At 72.8% G+C, this 25628-nt stretch carries 21 protein-coding genes; 6 read left to right on the forward strand and 15 right to left on the reverse strand.

Annotation, left to right across the window (positions count from 1 at the left end; translation table 11 throughout):
• The first annotated feature begins 72 nt into the window (after positions 1-72).
• Entirely contained in the window at positions 73-987 is a 915-nt protein-coding gene (locus ACFYST_RS05540) for a hypothetical protein (RefSeq protein WP_387860173.1), read from the forward strand.
• 63 nt (positions 988-1050) lie between these two features.
• On the forward strand, positions 1051-1863 hold the full coding sequence (locus ACFYST_RS05545; RefSeq protein WP_387860175.1) for an HAD family hydrolase: 813 nt from the start codon (positions 1051-1053) through the stop codon (positions 1861-1863).
• A gap of 19 nt (positions 1864-1882) precedes the next feature.
• On the opposite strand, the gene ACFYST_RS05550 is transcribed toward ACFYST_RS05545, so the two are convergent.
• The 11 genes from ACFYST_RS05550 to hisC all read right to left on the reverse strand — a co-directional run bounded on the left by ACFYST_RS05550 (position 1883) and on the right by hisC (position 17675).
• Positions 1883-3658, reverse strand: coding sequence for a GAF domain-containing sensor histidine kinase (locus tag ACFYST_RS05550; protein WP_387860177.1), 1776 nt, complete (start codon positions 3656-3658; stop codon positions 1883-1885).
• A gap of 35 nt (positions 3659-3693) precedes the next feature.
• Positions 3694-7125 (reverse strand): thiol reductant ABC exporter subunit CydD, encoded by a 3432-nt coding sequence (gene cydD, locus ACFYST_RS05555; protein ID WP_387861089.1) that lies wholly within the window; start codon positions 7123-7125, stop codon positions 3694-3696.
• Positions 7126-7157: 32 nt separating this feature from the next.
• Entirely contained in the window at positions 7158-8165 is a 1008-nt protein-coding gene (gene cydB / locus ACFYST_RS05560) for a cytochrome d ubiquinol oxidase subunit II (protein ID WP_387860178.1), read from the reverse strand.
• Between the two features lie 11 nt (positions 8166-8176).
• Positions 8177-9715: a cytochrome ubiquinol oxidase subunit I gene (locus tag ACFYST_RS05565; protein ID WP_387640247.1), complete on the reverse strand. Its 1539-nt coding sequence runs from the start codon at positions 9713-9715 to the stop codon at positions 8177-8179.
• A gap of 275 nt (positions 9716-9990) precedes the next feature.
• A complete protein-coding gene (locus ACFYST_RS05570; RefSeq protein ID WP_387860181.1) occupies positions 9991-11454 on the reverse strand; it encodes a sensor histidine kinase in 1464 nt (487 codons plus the stop codon).
• Position 11455: 1 nt separating this feature from the next.
• Positions 11456-12217 (reverse strand): response regulator transcription factor, encoded by a 762-nt coding sequence (locus ACFYST_RS05575; RefSeq protein WP_387640242.1) that lies wholly within the window; start codon positions 12215-12217, stop codon positions 11456-11458.
• Between the two features lie 151 nt (positions 12218-12368).
• Positions 12369-12959, reverse strand: coding sequence for a hypothetical protein (locus ACFYST_RS05580; protein ID WP_387860182.1), 591 nt, complete (start codon positions 12957-12959; stop codon positions 12369-12371).
• Positions 12960-12972: 13 nt separating this feature from the next.
• Entirely contained in the window at positions 12973-14175 is a 1203-nt protein-coding gene (locus ACFYST_RS05585; RefSeq protein WP_387640237.1) for an ABC transporter permease, read from the reverse strand.
• Positions 14172-14945, reverse strand: a complete 774-nt coding sequence (locus tag ACFYST_RS05590; protein ID WP_387640234.1) for an ABC transporter ATP-binding protein — start codon at positions 14943-14945, stop codon at positions 14172-14174. The genes ACFYST_RS05585 and ACFYST_RS05590 overlap by 4 nt, the downstream gene beginning before the upstream one ends.
• A complete protein-coding gene (locus ACFYST_RS05595) occupies positions 14942-16342 on the reverse strand; it encodes an efflux RND transporter periplasmic adaptor subunit (RefSeq protein ID WP_387860184.1) in 1401 nt (466 codons plus the stop codon). Before ACFYST_RS05595 ends, ACFYST_RS05590 begins: the two co-directional genes overlap by 4 nt.
• Positions 16343-16598: 256 nt before the next feature.
• Positions 16599-17675, reverse strand: coding sequence for a histidinol-phosphate transaminase (gene hisC / locus ACFYST_RS05600; protein ID WP_387860186.1), 1077 nt, complete (start codon positions 17673-17675; stop codon positions 16599-16601).
• Between the two features lie 287 nt (positions 17676-17962).
• Here hisC and ACFYST_RS05605 point away from each other — a divergent pair, with 287 nt between their 5' ends.
• The 3 genes from ACFYST_RS05605 (at position 17963) to ACFYST_RS05615 (ending at position 21752) form a co-directional block, all read left to right on the forward strand.
• Positions 17963-19120 (forward strand): LacI family DNA-binding transcriptional regulator, encoded by a 1158-nt coding sequence (locus tag ACFYST_RS05605; RefSeq protein ID WP_387640226.1) that lies wholly within the window; start codon positions 17963-17965, stop codon positions 19118-19120.
• A gap of 147 nt (positions 19121-19267) precedes the next feature.
• A complete protein-coding gene (locus ACFYST_RS05610; RefSeq protein ID WP_387640223.1) occupies positions 19268-20401 on the forward strand; it encodes a metallophosphoesterase in 1134 nt (377 codons plus the stop codon).
• 127 nt (positions 20402-20528) lie between these two features.
• Complete coding sequence (locus ACFYST_RS05615) at positions 20529-21752, forward strand: hypothetical protein (protein WP_387860188.1); 1224 nt, start codon at positions 20529-20531, stop codon at positions 21750-21752.
• Positions 21753-21902: 150 nt separating this feature from the next.
• On the opposite strand, the gene ACFYST_RS05620 is transcribed toward ACFYST_RS05615, so the two are convergent.
• Positions 21903-22904 carry a DUF5937 family protein gene (locus ACFYST_RS05620; protein WP_387640218.1) on the reverse strand — a complete coding sequence of 334 codons (1002 nt, stop codon included), beginning with the start codon at positions 22902-22904 and terminating at the stop codon, positions 21903-21905.
• Between the two features lie 122 nt (positions 22905-23026).
• Between ACFYST_RS05620 and ACFYST_RS05625 the strand changes: the two genes are divergently transcribed.
• Complete coding sequence (locus ACFYST_RS05625; protein ID WP_387860190.1) at positions 23027-24364, forward strand: MFS transporter; 1338 nt, start codon at positions 23027-23029, stop codon at positions 24362-24364.
• 8 nt (positions 24365-24372) lie between these two features.
• Here ACFYST_RS05625 and ACFYST_RS05630 read toward each other — a convergent pair whose 3' ends face one another.
• Genes ACFYST_RS05630 through ACFYST_RS05640 form a run of 3 tightly spaced genes read right to left on the reverse strand, consistent with a single transcriptional unit; the run spans position 24373 to position 25601 of the window.
• Positions 24373-24768 (reverse strand): type II toxin-antitoxin system VapC family toxin, encoded by a 396-nt coding sequence (locus tag ACFYST_RS05630; protein WP_387640213.1) that lies wholly within the window; start codon positions 24766-24768, stop codon positions 24373-24375.
• On the reverse strand, positions 24765-24995 hold the full coding sequence (locus tag ACFYST_RS05635) for an antitoxin (protein ID WP_387640210.1): 231 nt from the start codon (positions 24993-24995) through the stop codon (positions 24765-24767). Before ACFYST_RS05635 ends, ACFYST_RS05630 begins: the two co-directional genes overlap by 4 nt.
• 60 nt (positions 24996-25055) lie before the next feature.
• Positions 25056-25601, reverse strand: coding sequence for a Uma2 family endonuclease (locus ACFYST_RS05640; RefSeq protein ID WP_387860193.1), 546 nt, complete (start codon positions 25599-25601; stop codon positions 25056-25058).
• Between the last annotated feature and the right edge of the window lie 27 nt (positions 25602-25628).

The following is a 25628-nucleotide window of genomic DNA, read 5'->3' on the forward strand; positions in this document are numbered from 1 at the left end:
GGGGCCGCCGGGCGCCGCGTCCTGTCCGCGACCGCGCACCACCGCTGCGCGCGCACCCTGGAGCGAACTCCGATGACCCGAACCACCACGACCACCCGCCGCCCCCTGCTCACCGCCGCGGCCGCCGCCGCCCTCGCGCTGACCCTCACCGCCTGCGGCAGCGACGCGATGTCCGGCATGGACCACGGCGCCGCGCCCTCCGCCACCGGGCACGACATGCCGGGCGACATGCCCGGCATGAGCCACGGCCCGGACGGCATGGCGGGCATGCCCGGCATGGCCCACAGCACCGACGGGCTGGCCTCCGAACAGGGCGGCTACCGCCTCGACGGCACCCTGGCCGGCAACGAGTACCGGTTCACCGTGACCGGCCCGGACGGCAAGGTGCTGACCGCGTACGAGCCGGAGCAGACCAAGGAGATGCACTTCTACGCGATCCGCTCCGACCTGTCCGGCTTCCAGCACCTGCACCCGACGCGCTCCGCCGACGGCACCTGGACCGCCCCGCTGGCCGCCCCGCAGCCCGGCGACTGGCGGATGTACGCCTCGTTCGTCCCCGGCGCGGGCAGCGGCAAGGGCACCGGGCTGGTGCTCAGCCGCACCGCGACCGTCGCCGGGCAGTCCACCCCGGAACCGCTGCCCGCCGCCGCCACGACCAGCACCGTCGACGGCTACACCGTCACCGTGGCCGGCGCCCCGACGGCCGGCGCGGCCGGGGAGTTGACCGTCACCGTCGCCAAGGACGGCAAGCCCGTCACCGACCTGGAGCCCTACCTGGAGACGTACGCGCACCTGACCGCCTTCCACGCCGGCGACCAGGCGTTCGCGCACCTCCACCCGGAGACCAAGGTCACGGCCCAGGGCGGCGGCCCGACCCTGTCCTTCCACGCCGAGCTGCCGAAGCCCGGCGACTGGCGGCTGTTCCTGCAGTTCCAGACCGGCGGCACCCTGCACACCGCGGCGCTCACCCTGAACGTCGCCGCCTGACCGCCCCGGGCCCGCCCCACCGGGGCGGGTCCGCTTCCCGCACAAGTGCGCGAAGATGGACGGATGACCGCCTCCCCGCGCCCCCGCCTGATCGCCACCGACCTCGACGGCACCCTGCTGTGCCCCGGCGGAACGGTCTCCGCCCGGACGGCGGCCGCGCTGGCCGCCGCCGAGGCCGCCGGCGTGCAGGTGGTGTTCGTCACCGGCCGCCCGCCGCGCTGGATGCGCCACCTCGGCCCGCACATCGGCGGCCACGGCGTGGCGATCTGCTCCAACGGCGGCGCGGTGGTCGACGTCCGGCGCGGCGAACTGCTGGAGACCTGCCCGCTGAACCGCGCCGACACGCTCACCGTCGTCGACCGGCTGCGCGCCGAACTCCCCGGCACCGTCTTCGCGTTCGAGTTCCCGGACGGCTTCGCCCGGGAGGCCGAGTACACCGTCTTCTTCGGCGAGTCCGACAACGACCACCCGGTCGGCCCGGCTGCCGAACTCCTCGCCTCCGGCCGCGTCGACGGCCTGTTCAAGCTGCTCGGCAAGCACCCCGACCTCTCCCCCGACGAGTTCCTCGACCGCGCCCGCACCATCGTCGGCCCGCTCGCCGAGGTCACCCGCTCCAGCCCCATCCCGCTGATCGAAATCAGCGCCCCCGGCGTCACCAAGGCCAGCAGCCTCGCCCGCTGGTGCGCCCAGCACGACATCGACGCCACCGAAGTCATCGCCTTCGGCGACATGCCCAACGACCTCGAAATGCTCGCCTGGGCCGGCCAGTCCTACGCCGTCGCCAACGCCCACCCCCTGGTCCTCGCCTCCGTCACCCGCCACACCGTGAGCAACGACCAGGACGGCGTCGCCGCAGTCATCGAAACCCTGCTCTGAGCCCGCGTCACCAGCGGGTTCAGAGCCGGGCCGTCCAGCGGACTCGGGTGCCCTTGGTGTGGGGGCCGGGTTCGTGCCAGGCGTCGCCGCCGAGGGCCTCGGCCCGGCGGGTGAGGTTGCGGAGGCCGGAGCGGCGGCCGCCGTCGGGGATGCCGATGCCGTCGTCGGTGACGGTGAGGAGGATGCCGGGGAGGCCGGGGCTGTCGGGGGCGACGGGGCGGCCGTCGGGGCCGAGGTGGACGGTGGCGTCGAGTTCGACGGCGACCCGGGAGGCGCGGGCGTGGCGGGCGGTGTTGGAGAGCATCTCCCGCAGGGCGGCGAGGAGTTGGCGGGAGGCCTGGTCGCCGACCAGGCTCTCCACGGGGCCGGTGAAGGTGATGCTGGGCCGGAAGCCGAGTGCCGCCGCGGCCTGGCTGCCCTCGCGCAGGACGCGGGTGCGCAGGGTGTCGGGTTCGTCGTCGGTGTCGCCGTGCTGGAGGGCGTAGATGGTGGTGCGGACTTCCTGGATGGTGGCGTCGAGTTCGTCGACGGCCTTTCCGATGCGTTCCTGGACCTCGGGGACGACGGCCCGGCGGGCGGCGGTCTCCAGCATCATGCCGGTGGCGAACAGCCGTTGGATGACGAGGTCGTGCAGGTCTCGGGCGATCCGGTCGCGGTCCTGGAACACGGCCAGGCGCTGCTGGTTGAGCTGGTACTCGGCGAGCCGCAGGGCCAGCGCGGCCTGCGAGGCGAAAGTCTGGGCGAGTTTCCGTTCGGTGCGGGTGAACGGCGCGGCGCCGGCTCCGCGCCACACGCAGAGCGCGCCCAGGACCCGCCGGGAGGACACCATCGGCACCGCCATGGAGGGGCCGAACTCCCTTGCCAGACGGTCGAACTGACTGTCCGAAGCCACCTCGGGAGCGACTGTCGGGTCGTCCAGGTGGACGGCTTCGCCGGACAGCAGGCGGGGAGTCAGGCCGTGCTCGGGGAGCAGTTCGCCGGCCAGGTAGCCGGCCCGTTCCCCGGAGGCGTACGCGACCCGCATCCGGCCCTCGCCGGCGGGCAGCAGGACCATGCCGAGCGCGCCTTCGGCGAGTTCGCGGACCTGTTCGGCGGCGACGGTCAGAGCGATCCGGGCCTCGTCGGTGGACAGCAGTGAGGTGGTGACGGCCGCCGCGGCGGTGATCCAGCGTTCGCGGCGCCGTCCTTCCTCGTAGAGCCGGGAGTTCTCGATCGCGACGCCCGCGGCGGCGGCCAGCGCCAGCACCACCTGCTCGTCCTCGGGGGTGAACGAGCCGCCGCCGTGCTTCTCGGTCAGGTAGAGGTTGCCGAACACTTCGCCGCGGACCCGGATCGGCACGCCCAGGAAGGACACCATCGGCGGGTGTTCGGACGGGAAGCCCACCGAGCGCGGGTCGGTGGTCAGGTCGGTCAGCCGCAGCGGCCGGGGGTCGTCGATCAGGGCGCCGAGGATGCCGCGCCCGGCGGGCAGCCGGCCGATCCGCCGGGCGGTTTCGTCGTCGACGCCGACGTGGATGAAGTCCAGCAGGCCGCCGCCGTGCGGGTTGACCACGCCGAGCGCGGCGTACCGGGCGTCGACGAGTTCGGCGGCGCCGGAGGCGATCCGTTGCAAGGTGGTGTGCGGGTCGAGGTTGGCCCCGACCGAGACCACGGCCTCCAGCAGGCGCTGCATCCGGTCGGCCACGGCGGCGGCGGACTGGAGCCGTTCCGAGACCTCGGTGACCAGGGTGTCCAGCCCGAGCGAGGAGATCTCGGGAATGCGCGGTGGGCCGTTCTCGGCGGCCGGCTGATCCATGCCACCAGTGTGCATTCCGGGCGAAGCGGGACGGATCAGACGGCCACCCGGCGCGCCTCGCCGTCCCGTTCGCGGGCCAGCATCGCGGCCAGCCGCCCGTCGGGACGGTCCGCCAGCGCCGACCAGCGGCCGCGTTCCACCACCCGGCCGTCGTCCAGCACCAGCACCTCGTCCACAGTGTCGTCGTCGAGGCCGGCGAGCCGGTGGGTGATCAGCAGGGTGGTGCGGCCCGCGGTGGCGGCGAGCAGGTCGGCGGTGAGCGCGTCGGCGGTCGCCACGTCGAGGTGTTCGGCGGGCTCGTCGAGGATCAGCACGGGGAAGTCGGCGAGCAGCGCGCGGGCCAGGGCGAGGCGCTGGCGCTGGCCGCCGGAGAGCCGGGCGCCGTGCTCGCCGACCATGGTGTCGAGGCCGTCGGGCAGGCCGTCCACCCAGTCCAGCAGGCGGGCCCGGCCGAGTGCGGCGCGCAGCCGCGTCTCGTCGGCGTCGGGGCGGGCGAGGCGCAGGTTCTCCCGCACCGAGCTGTCGAAGACGTGCGCGTCCTGCGCGCACAGGCCGATCACCCGGCGGACGTCCTCGCCGGTCAGTTCGCGGGTGTCCACGGTGTCGGCGAATCGGACGGAGCCGCCGGACGGTTCGACGAACCGCAGCAGCACGTGCGCGAGCGTGGTCTTGCCGGAGCCGGACGGGCCGACCACCACGACCCGGCGGCCGGGCCGCAGTTCCAGGTCGACGCCGCGCAGCGCGTCGCGCGGGGCGCCGGGCCACCTGGCGGTCAAGTCGCTGACGAGGACGGGCAGTTGTTCGGCGGGCAGCGGCTTCGGCGCGGCGGGTTCGGTGACCGGCAGGGGCGAGGCCAGTACCTCGGCGAGGCGTTCCCGGGAGGCCCGGGCGCGCTCGCGGAACCGCACCGCGGTGGGCATCCCGGCGACGGCCTCGAACGCGGCGAGCGGCGTCAGCACCACGACGGCCAGGCAGACGCCGGGCAGCGCGCCGGAGGCGACGCCACGCACGCCGACCGCGGCGGCGGCCACCACCGTCAGTCCGGACACCAGCGCCACCAGGCCCGCGGAGAGCGCCCCGGAGGCGGCGGAGCGCCCGGCCAGCCGGGTCAGCGCGGCGTCGGCGCCGCGGGTGGCGCGCAGCCGGTCCGGGAGGGCTCCGGCGACGGTCAGTTCGGCGGTGCCGGTCAGGGTGTCCAGCACGGCGGTCGCCAACTCGCCCTTGGCGGGGGCGTGCCGGCGTTCGGTGCGGCCGGAGATCCGGCGCTCCAGCGCGGGGACGGCGGCCCCGGCGAGCAGCAGGCCGAGGGCGAGCACCAGGCCGGCCAGCGGCAGGAAGGCGGCGAGCGCGGCGGAGGCGCCCAGCGACACCACGACGGCGATCGCGGCGGGCAGCCGCCAGCGCAGATGGTGGTCCTGCACCGCGTCCACGTCGGCGACCAGCCGGGACAGCAGGTCGCCGCGCCGGAACTGCGGCAGCCCGGCGGGGGCGAGCTGCTCCAGGCGCCGGTAGACGGCGGTGCGGATGCCGCCGAGGGCCTTCAGCACGGCGTCGTGCGAGACCAGCCGCTCGGCGTAGCGGAACACGCTGCGGCCGATGCCGAACGCCCGGACCGAGGTGACGGCGACCATCAGGTACAGCACGGGCGGCATCTGCGAGGCGCGGGAGATCAGCCAGCCGGAGGTGCCCATCAGCGCGACGGCGCAGCCGAGGGCGAGCGAGCCCAGCAGCACGGCGAGCCACAGCCCGGGGACCCGGGAGGACGGTTCGGCGGCGTCCACCGCCTCGTCCCGGTACGCGGGCCGGGGCGCAACCTCGACGGCGGGCTCGGCAACGACCGGAGCAGCGACCGGAACGGGAGCACCCGGCAGCCGCACGTGGTGGTCGGCGAGCGCGATCAGCGCGGGCCGGTGGGTGATCAGCAGCACCGTGCGGCGGAGCGAGCCGAGGGTCTCCAGCAGTGCGGCCTCGGTGACGGGGTCGAGGTGGGCGGTGGGTTCGTCGAGCACCAGCAGCGGCCGGTCGGCGAGCAGTGCGCGGGCCAGGGCGAGGCGTTGGCGCTGGCCGGCGGAGAGGCCGTGGCCGTTCTCGGCGAGCGGGGTGTCGGGGTCGGCGAAGTCGACCCGGGCGGCGGCGAGCGCGGCGCGCAGCTGCGGCTCGGTGGCGTCGGGGCGGGCGAGGCGGACGTTCTCGGCGACGGTGCCGGCGAACAGGTGGGGGTGCTGCGGGACCCAGGCGAGTTGGGCGTGCCAGCTCGCCAGGTCGGTGTCGGCGAGCGGCTGGTCGCCGATCAGGATCCGTCCGGCGTCCGGGCGGACGAAGCCGAGCAGGGCGCCCACCAGGGTGGTCTTGCCGGCGCCGCTGGGCCCGGTGAGCACTGTGATGCGTCCGGCCGGTACCACCAGCGAGACCTCGTGCAGGGCGTCCTGGGTGCGGCCGTCGTGCCGGACGGTGAGTCCTTCGATCCGGATGTCGGCGCCGGCGACCTGGGGGGCGGGGCGGCGGCCGGGCTGGGGCAGCGGGGTCTCCAGCACCTCGAAGATCTTCCCGGCGGCGGCCAGGCCCTCGGCGCTGGAGTGGTAGAGCGCGCCGACCTGGCGCAGCGGCAGGTAGACCTCGGGGGCGAGGACCAGCACCAGCAGGCCGGTCTCCAGGTCGAGGGTGCCGTTGACGAGCCGGAAGCCGATGGAGACGGCGACCAGGGCGACGGAGAGGGTGGAGAGCAGTTCCAGTGCGAAGGAGGAGACGAAGGCGAGGCGCAGGGTGCGCAGGGTGGCGCGGCGGTAGTCCTCGGTGATCCGGCCGATCGCGGTGGCCTGGGCCTTGGCCCGGCCGAAGACCTTGAGGGTGGGGAGTCCGGCGACCACGTCGAGGAAGTGGTGGGAGAGCCGGGACAGGCCGGCGAACTGGCGGTCGGTGCGGGCCTGGGTGGCGTAGCCGATGAGGATCATGAAGAGCGGGATCAGCGGCAGTGTCACGCAGATGATCGCGGCGGACTCCCAGTCGGCGCCGAGGATCCGGGTCAGGACGACCAGTGGGACGACGACGGCGAGGGCCAGTTGCGGCAGGTAGCGGGCGAAGTAGTCGTCGAGGGCGTCGACGCCGCGGGTGGCGAGGGTGGCGAGGTCGCCGGTGCGGCGTCCGGTCAGGTAGCCGGGGCCGAGTGCGGTGGCGTGGTCGAGCAGGCGGCGGCGCAGGGTGGACTTGACGGTGGCGACGGAGCGGTGGGCGGTGAGTTCGGTCAGCCAGGCGACCAGTGCCCGGCCGAGGGTGACGGCGGCGAGGCCGAGCAGCGGCCCCCACAGCGGGGACTGGCCGTGCTGGAAGGAGCGGACCACCAGGTCGGCGATCAGCGCGGCCTGGGCGACCAGCAGGGCCGCGCCCACCCCGCCGAGCAGTACGGAGCCGGCGAGGAAGGCGCGGGTGGTGCGGGCGTAGGCCAGCAGCCGGGGGTCGATCGGACGCATCCGCTGCTGGCGTTCCATCAGGGGTGTGCTCCTCAGTGGTGGGCGGCGGCGGGGATGTGCTGGACGCCGATCCGGCGGCGGAACACCCAGTACGTCCAGCCCTGGTAGAGCAGCACGAGCGGGGTGAAGATCACCGCGACGACGGTCATCACCTTGAGCGTGTAGGGCGAGGACGAGGAGTTGGTGACGGTCAGCGACCAGGCCTCGTTGAGGGTGGAGGGCATCACGTCGGGGAACAGCGACAGGAACAGCATGCCGACGGCGGCGGTGATGGTCAGGCCGCTGAAGCCGAACGACCAGCCTTCGCGGCCGACCTGGTTGGCGCCGAGGGCGGCGACCAGGGCGAGCACGGCGACGATCAGCGCGGCCAGGCTCCAGCCGTTGCCGGTGTGGACCTGGGTCCAGATCAGGAAGGCCGCCGCGAGCACCGCGGTGATCAGGCCGTACACGGTGGCCTGGACGCGGGCCCGGTGCCGGATCTCGCCGCTGGTCTTCAGTGCGGCGAACACCGCGCCGTGGAAGGTGAACAGCACCAGGGTGGTGAGGCCGCCGAGCAGCGCGTACGGGTTGAGCAGGTCCCAGAAGGTGCCGACGTAGTTCTTGTCCTGGTCGATGGCGACGCCGCGCACGATGTTGGCGAAGGCGACGCCCCACAGGAAGGACGGCAGCAGGGAGGTCCAGAAGATGGCGAGTTCCCAGTTGCGCTGCCAGCGTTCGCTCTCGCGCTGGTGCCGGTACTCGAAGGAGACGCCGCGGACGATCAGGCAGACCAGGATGATCAGCAGCGGGATGAAGAAGCCGCTGAACAGGGTGGCGTACCAGTCGGGGAAGGCCGCGAAGGTGGCGCCGCCGGCGGTGAGCAGCCACACCTCGTTGCCGTCCCAGACCGGGCCGATGGTGTTGATCAGGACGCGGCGTTCGGCGGTGTTGCGGGCCAGCAGCCGGGTGAGGATGCCGATGCCGAAGTCGAACCCCTCGAGGAAGAAGTAGCCGATCCACAGGACGGCGATCAGGATGAACCAGAAGTCGTGCAGGTGCATGTGATCCGTCCTCAGTACGCGAAGGCGAGCGGCTGGTCGGAGTCCTCGTCCGAGGGGCCGCGCAGGGTCGGGTCCTTGGCGGGCGGCTTCTCGTCCGTGTTGGGGCCGGCGGCGGCGTACTTGGCGAGCAGCTTGACCTCGATCACGGCGAGGATCGCGTACAGCACGGTCAGCGTGGTGAGGCCGAGCACCTGGGTGCCGACGCTGACGTTGGGGGAGACCGCGTCGCGGGTGAACATCAGGCCGAACACCACCCAGGGCTGGCGGCCCATCTCGGTGAAGATCCAGCCGAAGCTGTTGGCGATCAGCGGGAAGCCCATGGTGAGGATGCCGATCCGCCAGCTCCACCGGGTGAAGAAGACGTTCATCTCCCGGTTCTTGGTGAGCATCAGCTTCGGCGGCTCGTCCTCGCCGGTGCGGTGCTCGGGGGCCAGCCAGAACTTGCGGCGGGTGGTCCACAGGCCGATCAGCGCGGCGACGAAGGACGTCATGCCGAAGCCGATCATCAGCCGGAATCCCCAGTAGGTGACGAAGATGTTGGGGATGTAGTCGGTCGGGTTCCCGCCGTGCTGGGCGGCTTCGGCGGCGGCGATGTCGTTGATGCCGGGGACTTCGGACGAGAAGTCGTTGTGGGCGAGGAAGGACAGTATTCCGGGGATCTCCAGGGCGACCGAGTTGTGGCCCTTGGAGACGTCGCCGACGGCGAACACCGAGAACGGGGCGGGGGCCTGGGTGTCCCAGAGCGCTTCGGCGGCGGCCATCTTCATCGGCTGCTGCTCGAACATCACCTTGCCGAGGGTGTCGCCGCTGATCGCGGTGCCGAGGCCGGCCACCGCGGCGAGCACCAGGCCGACGCGCAGCGAGGTGCGCATCGAGGCGGTCTTGCGCTTGTCGGTCTCCTTGCCCCGCTTGGCGCGCCACAGGTGGTAGCTGGCGATGCCGACCACGAAGGCGGCGCCGGTGAGGAAGGCGGCGGTGAGGGTGTGGAAGACCTGGACCAGGGTGGTGTTCTGGGTCAGCACCCGGACGATGTCGGTGAGCTGGGCCTTGCCGGTGACGGGGTCGATCCGGTAGCCGACCGGGTGCTGCATCCAGGAGTTGGCGGCCAGGATGAAGTACGCGGACAGCGCGGTGCCGATCGCGACCATCCAGATGCAGGCGAGGTGGATCTTCTTCGGCAGCTTGTCCCAGCCGAAGATCCACAGTCCGATGAAGGTGGACTCGAAGAAGAACGCGATCAGCGCTTCCATCGCCAGCGGGGCGCCGAACACGTCGCCGACGAAGCGGGAGTAGTCGGACCAGTTCATACCGAACTGGAACTCCTGGACGATGCCGGTGACCACACCCATGGCGATGTTGATCAGGAAGAGCTTGCCCCAGAACTTGGTGGCGTGGAAGTACTTCTCCTTGCCCGTGCGCACCCATGCGGTCTGCAGTCCGGCCACGATCGAGGCCAGGCTGATCGTCAGCGGGACGAAGAGGAAGTGATAGACGGTGGTGATGCCGAACTGCCATCGCGAGATGGTCTCGTGAGCGACTGCTAGGTCCACTGCGCCCTCTCTCACAGGATGTGCAAACCGAACAAAAAAGGCACATCTAGCACGGTAACGCGCTGAACCTGCCCAAGCTTGTCCGCTTGTGAACGTGAACACGTTCACAAGAGCAGTATCCATGATGCTTATCAGTGCATTCGCACGGGGGGGGGTGTTCTCCGACAACTCAAATGATCTGCCGCCGGTTCGGCCGCCCACAAGCCGGAGCGGGGCGCCGACGCTGTACCGAACGGCGCTTGACACCGACCTCACTGACGTTACCTCAGCCCGGTTCAGCCCTGGTGCGGCAGGACCACCCTGAAGGCGGCGCCGGCGCCCGGCGCGGTGCGCAGGGTCAGCTCGCCGCCGTGCGCGGACACCAGCGCGGAGGCGATCGCCAGACCCAGGCCCGCTCCCCCGGCCTCGCCGGCCCGGCGGACCCGGGACGCGTCCGCCCGGTAGAAGCGCTCGAACACCAGCGCCGCCTGCTCCTCCGCCAACCCCGGCCCCTGGTCCGCGACTTCGAGCAGGCAGCTGTCGTCCACCCGGCCCACCCCGATCCGCACCGCGGTGCCCGGCGGGGTGTGCTTGACCGCGTTGCCCACCAGGTTGCTCACCACCTGGCGCAGCCGGGCCTCGTCGCCGAGCACCGGCGCGGGCTGCGGGGCGCCCTCGCCGTGCGGGCCGGTCAGGGCCACCGGGCGGCCCGGGTCCAGCGCGGTCAGGTCGTGCAGGGCGTCGGCGGCCAGCGTGCGCAGGTCCATCGGGGCCAGGTTCAGCGGGCGTTCCTCGTCCAGCCTGGCCAGCATCAGCAGGTCCTCGACCAGGGCGCCGAGGCGCACCGCCTCCGACTCGATCCGGTCCATCGCCCGGTCGACGTCGTCCAGCGCGCCCATCCGGTGCAGCTCGGCGAAGCCGCGGATGCCCGCCAGCGGGGTGCGCAGCTCGTGCGAGGCGTCGGCGACGAAGCGGCGCATCCGGCGCTCGGAGGCGGCGCGGTCGGCGAACGCCGTCTCGATGTCGGTCAGCATCCGGTTCAGCGCCGCCGACAGCCGGCCCACCTCGGTGCGGGCCGGCAGCTCCGGCATCCGGTGCGACAGGTCTCCGTCGGCTATCCGCTGCGCGCCCGCCTCCAGCTGGCGCAGCGGCCGCAGCCCGGCCCGCACCGCGACCGCGCCCAGGCCGGCCAGGCCCACCAGGACGGCGCCGCCGATGGTGAAGAAGGTGGTGCGCAGGTGGCTGATGGTGGACTGCACGTCGTCCAGCGGCACCGCGACCTGCACGTACCGCGGCGAGCCGAAGTCGCCCGCGGTGGTGCGCTGCAGCGGCAGCACCATCGAGCGCCACTCGCCGCCGCGCGGCACCTTCTCGGTGAACGGCTCGGCCTCCCGGCGCGCCAGCGCGGCGGAGGTCAGCGCGGGCAGCTGCGGGGCCGGCTCGGAGTCGGTCAGCGGCTGGCGCAGCACCGACAGCACGGTGCCGTCCCCGGCCAGGTAGCGCACCACGTACTCGCTGGGCAGCGCCTGGCCGGTGCGGCGGCTCAGCGCCTGCGGGCTGAACACCGACATCGGGGTCTGCTGGCGGGTCGGCGCGCGCCGGGCCAGCGGCTCGGCGTACCGCTCCAGCTGCTGGTCGGTGCGCTCCACCAGCTGGCCGCGGACAGTGCCGAGCACCCAGGCGTCGCTGACCACCAGGCCCGTGGTGACCAGCAGCACCGCCAGCACCAGCAGCCGGACCCGCAGCGAGAAGCGGGCCATCTCAGCTGTTCGGCGGGCGGCGCAGCGCGTAGCCGATGCCGCGCACCGTGTGGATCAGCTTGGGGCCGTGCGCCGGGCCGGAGTCGAGCTTGCGGCGCAGGTAGGAGATGTACGACTCGACGATGGACAGGTCGCCGCCGAAGTCGTACGCCCACACGTGGTCGAGGATCTGCGCCTTGGAGACCACCCGGCCGACGTTGGCCATCAGGTAGTGCAGCAGCTTGAACTCGGTGGGGGAGAGCGAGACCGGGACGCCGCCGCGGGTGACCTCGTGCGCGGTCGGGTCCAGGACGAGGTCGGCCACCATCAGGCGGCCGTCGTCGGCGGGGCCGCCGGCCCGGCGCAGGATCGCCCGGATCCGGGCGATCAGCTCCTCCAGGCTGAACGGCTTGGTGACGTAGTCGTCGGCGCCGACGGCCAGGCCCTGGACCTTGTCGCCGGTGCCGTCCTTCGCGGTCAGGAACAGCACCGGAACGTGCTCGGGGCTGCCCGGCCGCTGGGTCTGGTCGCGCAGCCGCTGGACGACGGTGAAGCCGTCCAGGTCGGGCAGCATCACGTCGAGCACCACCAGGTCGGGGCGCTCGGCGGCGATCGCGTCCAGCGCCTCCTGGCCGGTGGCGGCGGAGGCCACCCGGAAGCCGGAGAAGCGCAGGCTGGCCGACAGCAGCTCGCGGATGTTGGGCTCGTCGTCCACCACCAGCAGGAACGGTTCACCGCCCGCCGGAGTCGCCCCGGGCTGGCTCGACTGCAATGCGCCTGACAAGATCTGCTCCGCCTCCCGGACCGGGACGAAATGGCCGGCCCGGGCTGTTTCCGGGACGGTCGGACGAGGTCCGCCGGGTGCACCCGACCGAGCATCGTCAGACAGACCCTAGCCCGGGCAGGCTACGCCAAATGGACGAAGAACGGGATGGTCAGCCGGTTGTGCTCGAACCGGTACCGGCCGTTCCGCCACCCTGGCCACCACCGCCGCCGCGGCCGCCGAAGCCGCCCGCGCCGCCCTCGGTGAGCTGGGTGGCGCTGTAGGAGCCGTCGGCGCCCTTGCTGCCCATCACGGTGACGTTCTGGCCGGGCTGCAGGTCGCCGACCTTGCCCTCCTTGGTGGTGGTGACCTTGGTGGAGTCGCCGGTGGTGATCTTCACGGTGTTCCCGTTGGCGTCGGTCAGGTAGACGGTAGTGCCGTCCACCGACTTGACGGTGCCGCGGGTGAAGCCGCCGCCGCCCGGGCCGTTCTGACCGCCCTGGCCGCCGCCTCGGCGGCCGCCGCCGTTCTGCTGGCCGGAGCCGCCGGGGTTCTGGCCTCCGGAGGCGCGGGCGGTGCCGTTGCCGCCGGTGTTGTTGTCCTTCTGGTACCAGACGCCGCCGGCGAAGGACAGCACGGCGATCAGGCCGCCGGCCAGCGCCAGGGTGGGCCAGGGGAGCTTGCGACGCGGCGGCGCGGCCAGCTCGGCGGTGATGTCGCGGGCGTCCGGCGCGGTGGCCAGCAACTCCTGCTCGTCCGACATGAAAGGGCTCCTTCTACTCGTGCCGGAGGGCGTCGATGGGGCGCAGCGAGGCGGCCCGGTTGGCGGGGTAGCTGCCGAAGAACAGGCCGATGGCGACGGCGATGGCGAACGCGCCGAGCACCGATTCGGGGATCACCACCGGCTTGATGCCGACCACCGAGAAGTGCGAGCCGACGATCCCGGCGAGCACGCCGAGGCCGGCGCCGATCACCGACAGCAGGGTGGATTCGGCGAGGAACTGGCCGAGGATGACCGCGCGGGGCGCGCCGAGCGCCTTGCGGATGCCGATCTCCCTGGTCCGCTCGGTGACGGTGACCAGCATGATGTTGGTGATGCCGATGCCGCCGACCAGTAGCGAGATCGCGGCGACAGCGCCGAGCAGCACCGTGAAGGTCTTGGTGGTGGATTCGCGGGCGCTCAGCAGCGAGGTCTGGTTGCTGATCCGGAAGTCGGCCTTGGTGGGGTCCTTGATGGCGTGGGTGCCCATCAGGATCCGGGTGATGTCGGCCTGTGCCTCGGTGGTGGTGTCGGCGGAGGACGCCTGCACCAGGATCTGGTTGACCGAGCCGAAGCCGGTGAACGCGTTCTGCACGGTCGGCAGCGGGGCGATCACCACGTCGTCGGGGTCGTTGAAGCCGGTGGAACCCTTGGTGGCGAGCACGCCGGTGACGGTGAACGGGGTGCCGCCGATGGTGATCTTCTTGCCGATCGGGTCCTCGGTGGCGAACAGTTCCTTGGCGGTGGTGGAGCCGAGCACCGCGACCTTGCGGGAGTTCAGCACGTCGTCGGCGGAGAAGTAGTCGCCCTCGGCGATCTTCTGGTTGGCGGTCTCGAAGTACGCCGGGTAGCTGCCGACGATCTGGCCGGGCTGGTAGGAGATGTTCCCGTACAGCGCGGTGCCGCTGGTGGTGACCACCGGGGCGACCGACTTGATGGCCGGGGTGTCGGTGGCCGAGGCGAGGGCCTTGGCGTCCTCCACGGTGAGCTTCTTCGCGGCGGTGGCGGAGCCTCGGGAGGCCGCGGTGGAGACGGTCAGCGAGTTGGTGCCCAGCGAGGTGATGGACTCCTTCACCGCGACCGAGGAGCCGTTGCCGACCGCGAGCAGCAGGATCACCGAGGCCACGCCGATCAGCACGCCGAGCATGGTCAGTGCGGAGCGGACCTTGTTGGCGGCCAGGCCGCCGACCGCGAAGCGGATCATCTGCCAGGCGATCACGCGACCACCTCCGCGGCCAGGGCCGGCGGCGGGCCGTCGACCGGGGCCTGCCGGACGTCGGAGACGATCGCGCCGTCGACCAGGCGGACCACCCGCTTGGCGTGCCGGGCCACCTCGTCCTCGTGGGTGATCACCACCACGGTGCGGCCGCGCGCGTTGAGGCCGTCGATGATGCCCAGCACCTCCTCGGTGGAGCGGCTGTCGAGGTTGCCGGTGGGCTCGTCGGCGAGCAGCATCGCGGGCGCGGTGACCAGGGCGCGGGCCACCGCGACGCGCTGCTGCTGGCCGCCGGAGAGCTGGTTGGGCTTGTGGCCGGCCCGCTCGGCCAGGCCGACCAGGGTGAGCGCGGCCAGCGCCCGGCGGCGCCGCTCGGCGGCCCGCACGCCCGCGTAGGCGAGCGGCAGTTCGACCTGGGCGAGGGCGGTGGTGCGCGGCACCAGGTTGAACGACTGGAACACGAAGCCGATCTTGCGGTTGCGCACCAGCGCGAGCTGGCCCTCGTCGAGGTGGCCGACGTCGGTGCCGTCGAGCAGGTAGCGGCCGGCGGTGGGGACGTCCAGGCAGCCGAGGATGTTCATCAGGGTGGACTTGCCGGAGCCGGAGGAGCCCATCACCGCCACGTAGTCGCCCTCGGCGATGTCCAGGTCGACGCCGAGGGGTTCGCCGTCCGGGCCGAGCGGGCCGCGCAGGGCGTGCACGACGGCGTCGCCGTGGCCGTAGGACTTGAGGACCCGGCGGATCTGGATCACCGGGGGCTTGCCGGGGCTCATCCGCGCGAACCCCCGCCGCCGTTGCCGCCACCGCCGTTGCCGCCACCGCCGTTGCCGCCGCCGTTGCCGCCTCGGGAACCGCCGCCCCCGCCGCCGTAGCCGCCACCGCCGAAGCCGCCGTTCAGGCCGGGGAAGCTGCCGGACGGGAAGCCGTTGCCGGTGCCCGCGGTGGTGGCGGTCAGCTCGACCTTCTCGCCCTCGGTGAGGCCCTCGGTGACCTGCACGGTGCTGTCGCCCTCGATGCCGACCGTCACCTGCACGCGCTCGGTGGAGCCGTCGTCGTGCAGCACGGTCGCGGTGCGGGTGGAGCCGGTGCCCTGGAGGGCCGCGGTGGGCACCGACAGGGCGTTGTCGGCGGAGCCGGTGACCACCGAGATGGTGGCGCTCAGCCCGGTGCGCAGCGCGGCGGTGTCGCCGGTGATCTGGAGCGTCGCGCCGTACTGCACGGCGCCGTTGGTGGAGCTGGAGGGCAGCGAGCTGACCGACAGCACGGTGGCGGCGAGCTTGGTGTCGGACTGCGCGTTCAGGGTGACGGTCGCCGTCTGGCCCTTCTTCAGCTTCAGCGAGTCCAGCTCGGAGAAGTTCGCGGTGACCTCCATCCCGGAGGGGTTGGTGAGCACGATGAATCCGGTCGGGGTGGTGCTGGAACTGGCGCTGCCGGCACCGGACTTGGTGGTGGACGAGCTGCCGGAGCCCGACGATCCGGCGCCGGAGACGGTGTCGCCGACCTTGCCGGTGACCGCGGCGACGGTGCCGTCGGTGGTGGCGGTCAGTGTGGTGCCGGCCAGTGCGGTCTGCGCGTTGGTCAGGGTGTTCTGCGCGTTGTCGACCTGCTGCTGGGCCTGCGCGACCTGCGCCTGGTCGACCTTCACGGTGGTCGTGGTGCTCGGCTGCGGCTGCGGGGTGGCCGCCGCGGAGCCCGAGCCGCCGTTGCCGGACGAGCCGCCGTTGCCGCCGTTACTGGCGCCCGACGGGCCGGTGCCGGGGACGGTGGTGGTGACCGTCTCGCCGGCCTCGGCCTTGGTCAGGTTGGCCTGCGCCGCGGTCAGCGCGGACTGCGCCTGGTCGACCTGCTGCTGGGCGGTGGTGGTGTCGACGGTGGCGAGCACCTGGCCCTTCTTCACCGTGTCGCCGACCGCGACCTTCACCGCCGTCAACCGGCCGCCGGTGGTGAAGTCCTGACCGGCGTCGGAGGGCGAGAACAGCGTGCCCGATCCGGACACGGTGGCCTGGACCGCGCCCTTGGCGACCGTCGCGGTCCGGACCTTGGAGCCGGCGGCGGCCTTGCTGGTCCCGCTGTCCAGGGTGGTGTACGCCAGTGCGGCCCCGCCCAGCAGGGCCACGCCGAGCGCGGAGTTGACGAGGACGGCACCACGCCGTCGCGGAAGCACCTTCATGGCGCAGAAGCATCGCCCCGCGCTCTTTCACCGCCCTGTGCGGTTCCTGGGCGCCCGCTGGGACCGGCGATCCGGACAAGTCGGCGCACATCACCCGCCGGTTGCCCGTCGGTTGTCCGGCGGACCACCAGCTCTTGACCGGACTCCCGGGAACCTCCCAGCAAAGTCCCGTCCCCGGTTCACCCGCGGCGGGCGCCGGCCGGTCATGCCGACGGGGCGGGCAACCGCGTTGCCCGCCCCGCCCGTCGCTGCTTCGTCAGAGCTCCTTGCGGAACGCCTCCGCGGCGCCCAGGAACAGGTCGTTGCCCTCGGTCTCGCCGATCGAGACCCGGACGCCCTCGCCGGGGAACGGGCGGACCACCACGCCGGCCTCGGCGCAGGCGGCGGCGAAGTCGAGGGTGCGCTCGCCGAGCCGCAGCCAGACGAAGTTGGCCTCGGAGGGGACCACCGTCCAGCCCTGCTCGCGCAGCGCGGCGGTGACCCGCACGCGCTCGGCGACCAGCGCCTCCACGCGCTCCAGCAGGGCGTCCTCGGCGCGCAGCGAGGCGACCGCGGCGTCCTGGGCGAGCTGGCTGACGCCGAACGGGACGGCGGTCTTGCGCAGCGCGCCGGCGACCTGCTCGTGGCCGACGGCGAAGCCGACCCGCAGGCCGGCCAGGCCGTACGCCTTGGAGAAGGTGCGCAGCACGCAGACGTTGGGGCGGTCGCGGTAGAGCTCGATGCCGTCCGGGACGTCCTCGTCGCGGATGAACTCGCGGTAGGCCTCGTCGAGGACGATCAGGATGTGCGCGGGGACGGCGTCCAGGAAGCGGACCAGTTCCTCGCGGTGCAGGGCGGCGCCGGTCGGGTTGTTGGGGTTGCAGACGAAGATCAGCCGGGTCCGGTCGGTGATCGCGGCGAGCATCGCGTCGAGGTCGTGGGCCTCGTCGGCGGTGAGCGGGACGGGCACCGGGGTGGCGCCGGCGATCCGGGTGATGATCGGGTAGGCCTCGAACGAGCGCCAGGCGAACATGACTTCGTCGCCCTCCCCGGCGGTGGCGAGCACCAGGGACTGGGCGACGCCGACCGAGCCGGTGCCAGTGGCGATGTGCTCGGCGGGGACGCCGAAGCGCTGGGCGAGTTCGGCGGTGAGCGCGCCGACTCCCATGTCCGGGTAGCGGTTGAAGTCGCCGGCGGCGGCGACCGCGGCCTCCAGCACGCCGGGCAGCGGCGGGTAGGGGTTCTCGTTGGAGGAGAGCTTGTAGGAGTCCGCGCCGGCGGGCTTCCCGGGCTTGTAGCTGGGGATGCTGTCCAGGCTCGGCCGCAGCCGGGGGCCGTGCTCACGCTGAACCACGGGGTTCTCCGTTTCTCTTCGTCGGCGGCGGCGCCGATCACTCCCCGGTCGGGTGCCGTGAACGATACCGACCGCCCCTCACCCGTGCGGGTGAGATGCTCGTCCGGGTTACGGGTGCAGATCAGCCATTCTGCCGGGTTCCTTTGGCACATGTCAGAGGTATTGAAGGCGGAAAACCGCAGCTGTCGAAGGGTGCACCCCGGATCCGGCCGGGGAGAAACGGTTCTTTGACGCCGGGTAGTGATCCGGTCACAGAACGCCGTGACGCGCCATACGATCGGTCCGCCATGACAGCAGCAGCCAATCAGAACGGTCGCCGAGCCACCGCCTCACGGCGCCTGGAACGGGCAGGCATCCGGGACGTCGCGGCGGCCGCCGGAGTCTCCATCACCACGGTCTCGGACGCCCTCAACGGGAAGGGCCGGCTCCCCGACGAGACCCGCAGCCGGGTCCGCGAGGTCGCCGAGCGCCTGGGCTACCGGCCGTCCGCCGCCGCCCGGACCTTGCGCACCGGCCGGTCCGGCCTGATCGGACTGACCGTCACCACGTACGGCGAAGAGCCGTTCACCTTCACCGAGTTCGCCTACTTCGCGGAGATGGCGCGGGCCGCCACCAGCGCCGCGCTGGGCCGCGGCTACGCCCTGGTGGTGCTGCCCGCGTCGTCCCGGCACGACGTGTGGAGCAACATCGCGCTCGACGGAACGGTGGTGATCGATCCACCCGACCAGGACCCGCTGGTCACCGAGCTCTACCGGTCCGGCGTGCCGGTGGTCTCCGACGGCAAACCGGGCAACTGCCCGGTCACCGCCTGGGTGGACAACGACCACGAGGCGGCGGTGCTCGGCATCCTGGAGCACCTGAGCGAGGCCGGCGCCCGCCGGATCGGCCTGCTCACCGGCACGTCCACCGACACCTACACCCGGCTGTCCACCGAGGCGTACCTCGCCTGGTGCGACCGGGTCGGCCAGGAGCCGGTGTACGAGACGTACCCGGCGCACGACCCGGCCGCCGGGGCGGTCGCCGCCGACCGGCTGCTGGCCCGCCCGGACCGCCCGGACGCGGTGTACGGACTGTTCGACCCGAACGGCACCGACCTGCTGGCCGCCGCCCGCCGCTACGGACTGCGGGTGCCGGACGACCTGCTGCTGGTGTGCTGCTCGGAGTCCGACGTGTACGCCAACACCGAACCGCCGATCACCACCCTGTCGTTGAAGCCCCGTCGGATCGGCACCACCGTGGTCAACCTGCTGATCGACGCGATCGAAGGAGTCGACGCGGGATCGGGCTCCGTCCCCGGGCGGCTGTTCCCGCCGCGCTACCGCACCGCCGGGACGGGCCCGCCGCCCGGCACCCTGATGCCCACCGAGCTGATCGTGCGGGCCTCCTCGCAGCGCCGCAGCCCGCGCACCACGGTCAGTCCGCCCCGCCCGCCGGGCGAGGTGTGAGCGCGCGCCGCCCGCGTCGGCCGGCGGTCCGGACCATCCCGGACCGGGGCAGACCGGGCGGCCGGCCCGCCGCCCGGCGGGTCAACCGGGAAAACGGATACCGACCAGGTGAGGACGGCGGGAGAGTGCGCTTCCTATGATGGGCGAATGACACCCGAGGACCTCTTCCGCGAACCCGAGCACCCGCACTCGGGCATCCGCTCCCGCCAGGACCTCGACGTGCTCCCCCAAGGCTCCTGGTTCGAGCCGGCCGAACCCGCCGGCTACCAGTACGAGGACACCCACAGCACCTACGGCGGCGCCCACTACCTGGAGCAGCACTGGGCCCCCGCCGGGCAGTTCGGCGAAGCCGCCCCGCAGGCACCCGGGCACTACGCGCACGAGGACCCGCCGACCATCGAACTCGGCCCGCCGATCGAGGCGGTGCCCCCCGTCGAGGTGCACTTCCCGTACCCGCAGCCCGAACCCGGCGAGGGCCCCGGCCCGCTGTTCGTCATCGGCGACGTACACGGCTACCTCGACGAACTGCTCGCCGCGCTGCACCAGCAGGGCCTGATCGACGCCGACGGCCACTGGTCGGCCGGGCGCTCCCGGATCTGGTTCCTCGGCGACTTCACCGACCGCGGCCCGGACGGCATCGGCGTCATCGACCTGGTGATGCAGCTGGCCGCCGAGGCGGCCGCGGCCGGCGGCTACTGCCGGGCCCTGATGGGCAATCACGAACTGCTCTTCCTGGGCGCCGCCCGCTACGGCGACGAGGCCGTCCAGTCCACCGCCGGCACCGCCTCGTTCCTCGCCGCCTGGCGGCTCAACGGCGGCCAGCAGCACGACCTGGAGCGCCTGCAGCCGCACCACATCAGCTGGCTGTCCCGGCTGCCCGCGATGGCGCTGGAGGACGGCCACCTGCTGCTGCACTCCGACACCACCGCGTACCTGGAGTACGGCGAGACCATCGCCGACGTCAACGACGCCGTGCACGCGCTGCTCGCCGACGAGGGCATCGACGAATGGTGGGACGCCTTCCGCAAGTTCACCAAGCGGTTCGCGTTCCGCGGCCAGGCCGGCACCATGGCCGCGCAGGAACTGCTCGCCATGTACGGCGGCTACCGGGTGGTGCACGGCCACAGCCCGATCCCTTACCTGACCGGCGACCACCCCGAGGACGGCGTCCCGCCGCACGTGCCCGGCCCGTACATCTACGCCGACGAACTGGCCATCGCGATGGACGGCGGCGTCACCATGGACGGCCGGCTGCTGGTCGCACAACTGCCGCTGAACTGAACAACTGCTCGATGGCGCAAGGGAACTGGGCGCGCCGAAGTTCCGGAAAGAGCCTGTCGGCGCGCTCCCGCGCACGCCTACCATCGAGGCCAGTGACCTTCCGTCCACCTCGCGGAACGGGGTACCCATGAGCCACCCGCCGCGCCTGCTCGCCGAGGACCGCGCCGACTTCGGCCGGCTGCTCGACGAAGCGCTGCGCGACCCCGCCGTCCGGCAGGCCCTGGCCGAGCCCGGCGTGCACCTCAACACCGAACAGCTCTACACCAGGGCCCTCGCGGACGCCGAAACCGTCGCCGCGCCCGCCGCCGCCGAGTACGCCCGCTACCTGGAACTGCGCGCCGCCGCCGCGGCCGCCGAGCAGCGCCCGGACAGCGCGCCACCGATCGTCGGCGCCGGGCTGCTCCCCGCGCTGACGGTGCTGACGCCGCTGCTGGCCGGGTCGACCGGGCTGATCCTGCTGGTACTCGGCTGGCTGCTGCGGGTCACCGCGCCCGGGCTGGCGTTCGGGCGCGCCGCCGTCACCGCCGGGCTGCTCGCGCTGGCCGTCGCCGCCGCCGCGCTGCTGATCGGCGGCGCCGGGCTGGTCCTCACCGCGCGCCGCGGCGCCACCCGGGCCCTCGGCGCCGACCCGCACCAGCAGGCCGAGCTGGCCGCGGCCCGGGCCGCCTGGCACACCGCGCTGCGCGACCGCGCCCTGCTGCCCTGGCTGCTCGCCCACCACCTCGCGACCCCCGACACCGGCGTCCCGCGCGCCCGGACCGCGCCGCCCGACCTGCTCAGCCCCGGCTACAGCCGGGCCGGGTACGGCAGCCCGGGCTTCACCAGCCCCGGGCCCGAAGGGCTGACGGACGATCAGCGACGGCCGCGCCCGGCCGGGTTCACGGGCCCTGGGCACAGCAGCCCCGACTTCACCAGCCCCGGCCCGGAGGGCCTCACCGACGACCAGGGGCGCAAGCGCACCGACGGACCGCGCTTCACCAGCCCCGGACCCGAGCAGCTCACCGACGCCGACGGCCGGCCGCGCCCCGACGGGCCGCGCTACACCGCGCCCGACTTCACCAGCCCCGGACGGCGCGGCCTGACGGGCGATCAGGGCGCGCCACGTCCGGCCGGATTCACCGGGCCGGGCCACAGCAGCCCCGACTTCGCCAGCCCCGGACCGGAGGGCCTGACGGACGATCAAGGGCGCAAACGCGGCGACGGACCGCGGTTCACCAGCCCCGGACCCGAGCGCCTCGCGGACGCGGACGGCCGACCGCGCTACACCTCGCCCGACTTCACCAGCCCCGGACCGGGCGGTCTGACGGGCGACCGCAGCGAGACCGAGGCCCCCGAGCGGGACGGGGGCTGACCGCAGCGGCCGGGATCAGAGGCGGGCGGCGGCGGGTTCGCCCAGCAGCACCGCCGCGATCGCCCGGGCCTCGGCAAGGCCGGCATCAACCTTGAATACAGCGATGCCGCGCCCGCCAAGGGCCGGTCAAAGGCGCCCGCCAAGGGCCGGTCAAAGGGAAGTGCCCCGACCCGGACTGCCCGCCGCTGCGGCCAGCAGGATCTCCGCCGCTTCGGTGCGGCTGTACAGCACGTAGCGGCCGGTGCGGTGGGCGGCGAGCAGGCCGGCGTTCCGGAGGGCGGTGAGGTGCTGGGAGACGGCACCGGGGGTGAGGGCGGTGCGGTCGGCGAGGGCGGTGGTGGAGGCCGGGGTGTCGAGTTCGGCGAGGAGGCGGGCGCGGGTCGGGCCGAGGACGGCGGCGAGGGGGTCGGGAAGGGCGGTGCGGCGTTCCCAGAGGGTGGCCACGGCGCGCGGGGGATAGCGCAGGGTCGGTTGCCAGTTCGGGGTGATGAGCGAGAACACCCGGGGCCAGACGAACACCGACGGGACGAGCAGCAGGCCGCGTCCGGCGAGGTGGCCGGTGCCCCGGGTGTGACGGTGGCCGACGTAGAGGGTGTTCTCGTCCCAGGTGATGTCCGTCCCGAGGTCGCCCAGCAGCCGGTCCGCGCCGTGTTCGGCGAACAGCCGGGCGCGGTGCAGGATGTCGCCCTCGAGCAGCGAGCGGATCCGGGGCCAGTGCGGCGCGAGGGCGATCTCCCAGTAGGCGTCGATCAGTTCGGCGAGTTCGGCCAGTCCGCGCCGCGGTTCGGCCCGCAGCCGGTCGATCCGTTCCGAGCGCGGCGCGCGCGGGCCGTCGAGGCCCGAGCGGACCAGTTCTGGCGGGGTGGCGCGCAGGACGGAGAGCTCGAGCCGCAGGTCGGGGACGGAGGTGGTGGGCGGCGGCGCGAGGAAGGCCGGGATCAGCCGGGGCGGGTCGGGGACCAGGTCGGCGAGCAGGCGCCAGTCCAGCCCGGAATCGGCGAGGCGGCGGTGCGCCCGGGTGCTCCACGGGCGGTGCAACGGGTGTTCGGCGGGATGCTTCAACACCCTTACGCCGGCCACCACTTCCCACAGCGGGGAGAGGGCGAACCGGGTACGGGCCAGGTCGCGGACGGAGAAGGTCACATCCAGCATGTGCGCGCCCTTTCGCGGTGGCAGGTCATGGCTGCGGTGGTGGTCGCGGTCGTCGTCCCCGCAGGATTCAGTGCAGCCTAAATTCCTCGCCCGCCGCCCGGCCCCGCCGGGAACCTCGCTCCATGACCAGCTCCCGCCTCGGCCCCGCGCCGACCGCCCCGCCGTCCGATCCGGATCCGTCGGCCCTGCGAAACCCCGGCTTCCGGCTGCTCCTCGGCGCCGCGGTGGCGAGCAAGCTCGGCACCGCGGTGAGTTCGCTGGCGATCCCCCTGACCGCCCTGCTGGCGCTGCACAGCTCCCCCGGGCAGGTCGGGCTGCTGGCGATGCTGAGCACCCTCGCGTTCCTGCTGATCGGCCTGCCGGCCGGGGCCTGGGTGGACCGGATCCGCAAGCGGCCCACGATGATCGCCGCCGATCTGGCCAGGGCCGCGCTGCTCGGATCGGTGCCGCTCGCCTGGCTGTTCGACCGCTTGACGCTCCCTCAGCTGTACGCGGTGGTCCTGCTGTCCGGCGCGGCCACGGTGTTCTTCGACGTGGCCGCGCTGAGCCAACTGCCCGGCCTGGTCGGCCGCAACCGGCTCACCGAGGCCAACGCCCACCTGGTGACAGTGGACGCCCTCACCCAGATCGGCGGGCGCAGCGCGGGCGGCTTCCTGGTGGCGGCGCTGTCCGCCCCGGTGGTGATCGTGGTGGACATGGCGAGCTACCTGGTCTCGGCGCTCCTGCTGCTGCGGATCCGGCGGCCGGAGCCGTCCCCGCGGGAGCGGCGCGACGGGCGGCGCGACGGGCGGCTCGGCGGGCGGCGCGACGGGCGGCTCGGCGGGCGGCTCGGCGGTGAGATCCGCGAGGGCCTGCGTTTCGTGTTCGGCCACCCGGTCCTGCGGGCCGTGGCGCTCGCCGGGGCGGGCACGAACCTGTCGATCCAGCTGTACCAGACGATGCTGCCGGTGCTGTTCGTCGATGAACTCGGGCTGTCCGCCGGTGTCGTCGGCCTGTTCTTCGCGGTCGGCGGGCTCGGCGTGTTCATCGGTTCGGTCGCGGCCCGCCGGCTGGCCCACCGCTTCGGGGCGGGACGGCTGCTGTGGCTGATGGGCCTGGCGGTCGCGCCGTGCGGAGTGCTGCCGGCGCTGGCCGGACGGGGCGCCGCGCTCTGGCTCGCGACCGGTGCCTGGCTGGTCATCACCTGCAAGATCGGCATCGACAACGTGATCACGGTGAGCTTCCGCCAGAGCGTGACCCCGGACCACCTGCTCGGCCGGATGAACGCCACCATGCGCGTCCTGCTCACCGGTTCCCTCGCCCTCGGCGCCGCGCTGGCCGGCCTGCTGGCCGAACTCGCCTCCGTCCGAACGACGTTGTGGCTCGCGACGGCGGTGCTGGCCACCGTCTGGGTCCCGGTCTTCCGCTCCCCGCTGCGCACCCGACGCGAGCTGCCGGGGCCTGCCGCCACCCATCGGTGACGATGGTCCTAGCCGTAGACCTCGATCTCGCACTTCGCAGCACCGCTGCGGCCGATCCTGGCGTCACAGGTGATCAAGGGCACGCCCAGGGCTTCCGCCAGGGCGACGTATTGCGAGTCGTAGGCGCTGAGGTTGGCGTGCAGCTTCCTCACCCGGTCCCAGAAGGGCAGCGTCTCCCGCTTGGCGAGAGGAAGCATCCGGTACGCGGCAACAGCCCTCTCCGTCTCCCTCTCGGTCAGCTTGCCGCCTCGCTGCATGCCGAGCAGGGCCGACTGGATCTCGTAGTCCAGCAGGGTCGGCGCGTATACCTCCGCAGCTGATGCCACCCGGCCGCGGACAAGTTCGCCATCGGGGCCGTGGGCTGTCAGAACCACGACCAGAGCGGAGCAGTCAATGACGATCAACGCCCGACCCGCCCCTCATCGATCACGGCGAGGACATCCGCGGCGCTGACGTCGGCGGTGGTCTCCCGGTTCAGGCGCTCCATCATCTCGGCCATGGTCGGCTTGGACGCCTCTCGGGCGATCAGCTCCTGCATGTAGGCCTGGAGCGACTTCCCGGCCTGGGCCGCACGAACCTTCAGGGTCTGAATCTGGTCGTCCGGGACATCCCGGATCGTGAGGGCTGTCATGCCTGCATTCTAGTTCGCATGTCTGCAGAATGCAGATAACACCATGGGGTGCAACGGGCCTCAGTACGGCAGCAGGACGGTGGTGTCGAGGGTGAAACCGAAGGGTGTGGGAATGTGGACGGTTTCGCCGAAGGCGGCGTCCTCCCGCATCCGGTAGCGGCCGGCCTCGGGTTCGCGGAAGAGGGTGACAGTCTTCTGTGAGGCGTCCACCAGCAGGTACATCGGAATCTGCATCAGCGGATAGTCGCGGAGTTTCCCGACCCAGTCGTTCTCCGGGTTCGACGGCGAGACGATCTCCACCGCGATGAGGGCGAGGTCGGCCGGAACCTGGTTCGCCGTGGTGGCCATGGCGGCCTCCGGAAGGTACGTCAGGTCCGGGTTCCGCAGCTTGGTCACCTGGGGCGACACCAGGTCCATGTTCCCGGTGGAGAGGTACCCGACCGGCGCGTGTGCCTCGAACTGGCGGCGGACGACGGCGAGGTTCCGCTCGTGGATCGCAGAGGGTGACGCCTGCATGATGATGACGTCACCCGAGAACTCGATCTTGAAGTTGGACGGCGCCGACCTGCGGAACTCATCGATCAAGGCGAGATGGTCGGGGTTCATCTGTCCTCCAGGAGTGCGCATCGCGAG

The organism is Kitasatospora sp. NPDC004614, assembly GCF_042873675.1.
GTDB lineage: Bacteria > Actinomycetota > Actinomycetes > Streptomycetales > Streptomycetaceae > Kitasatospora.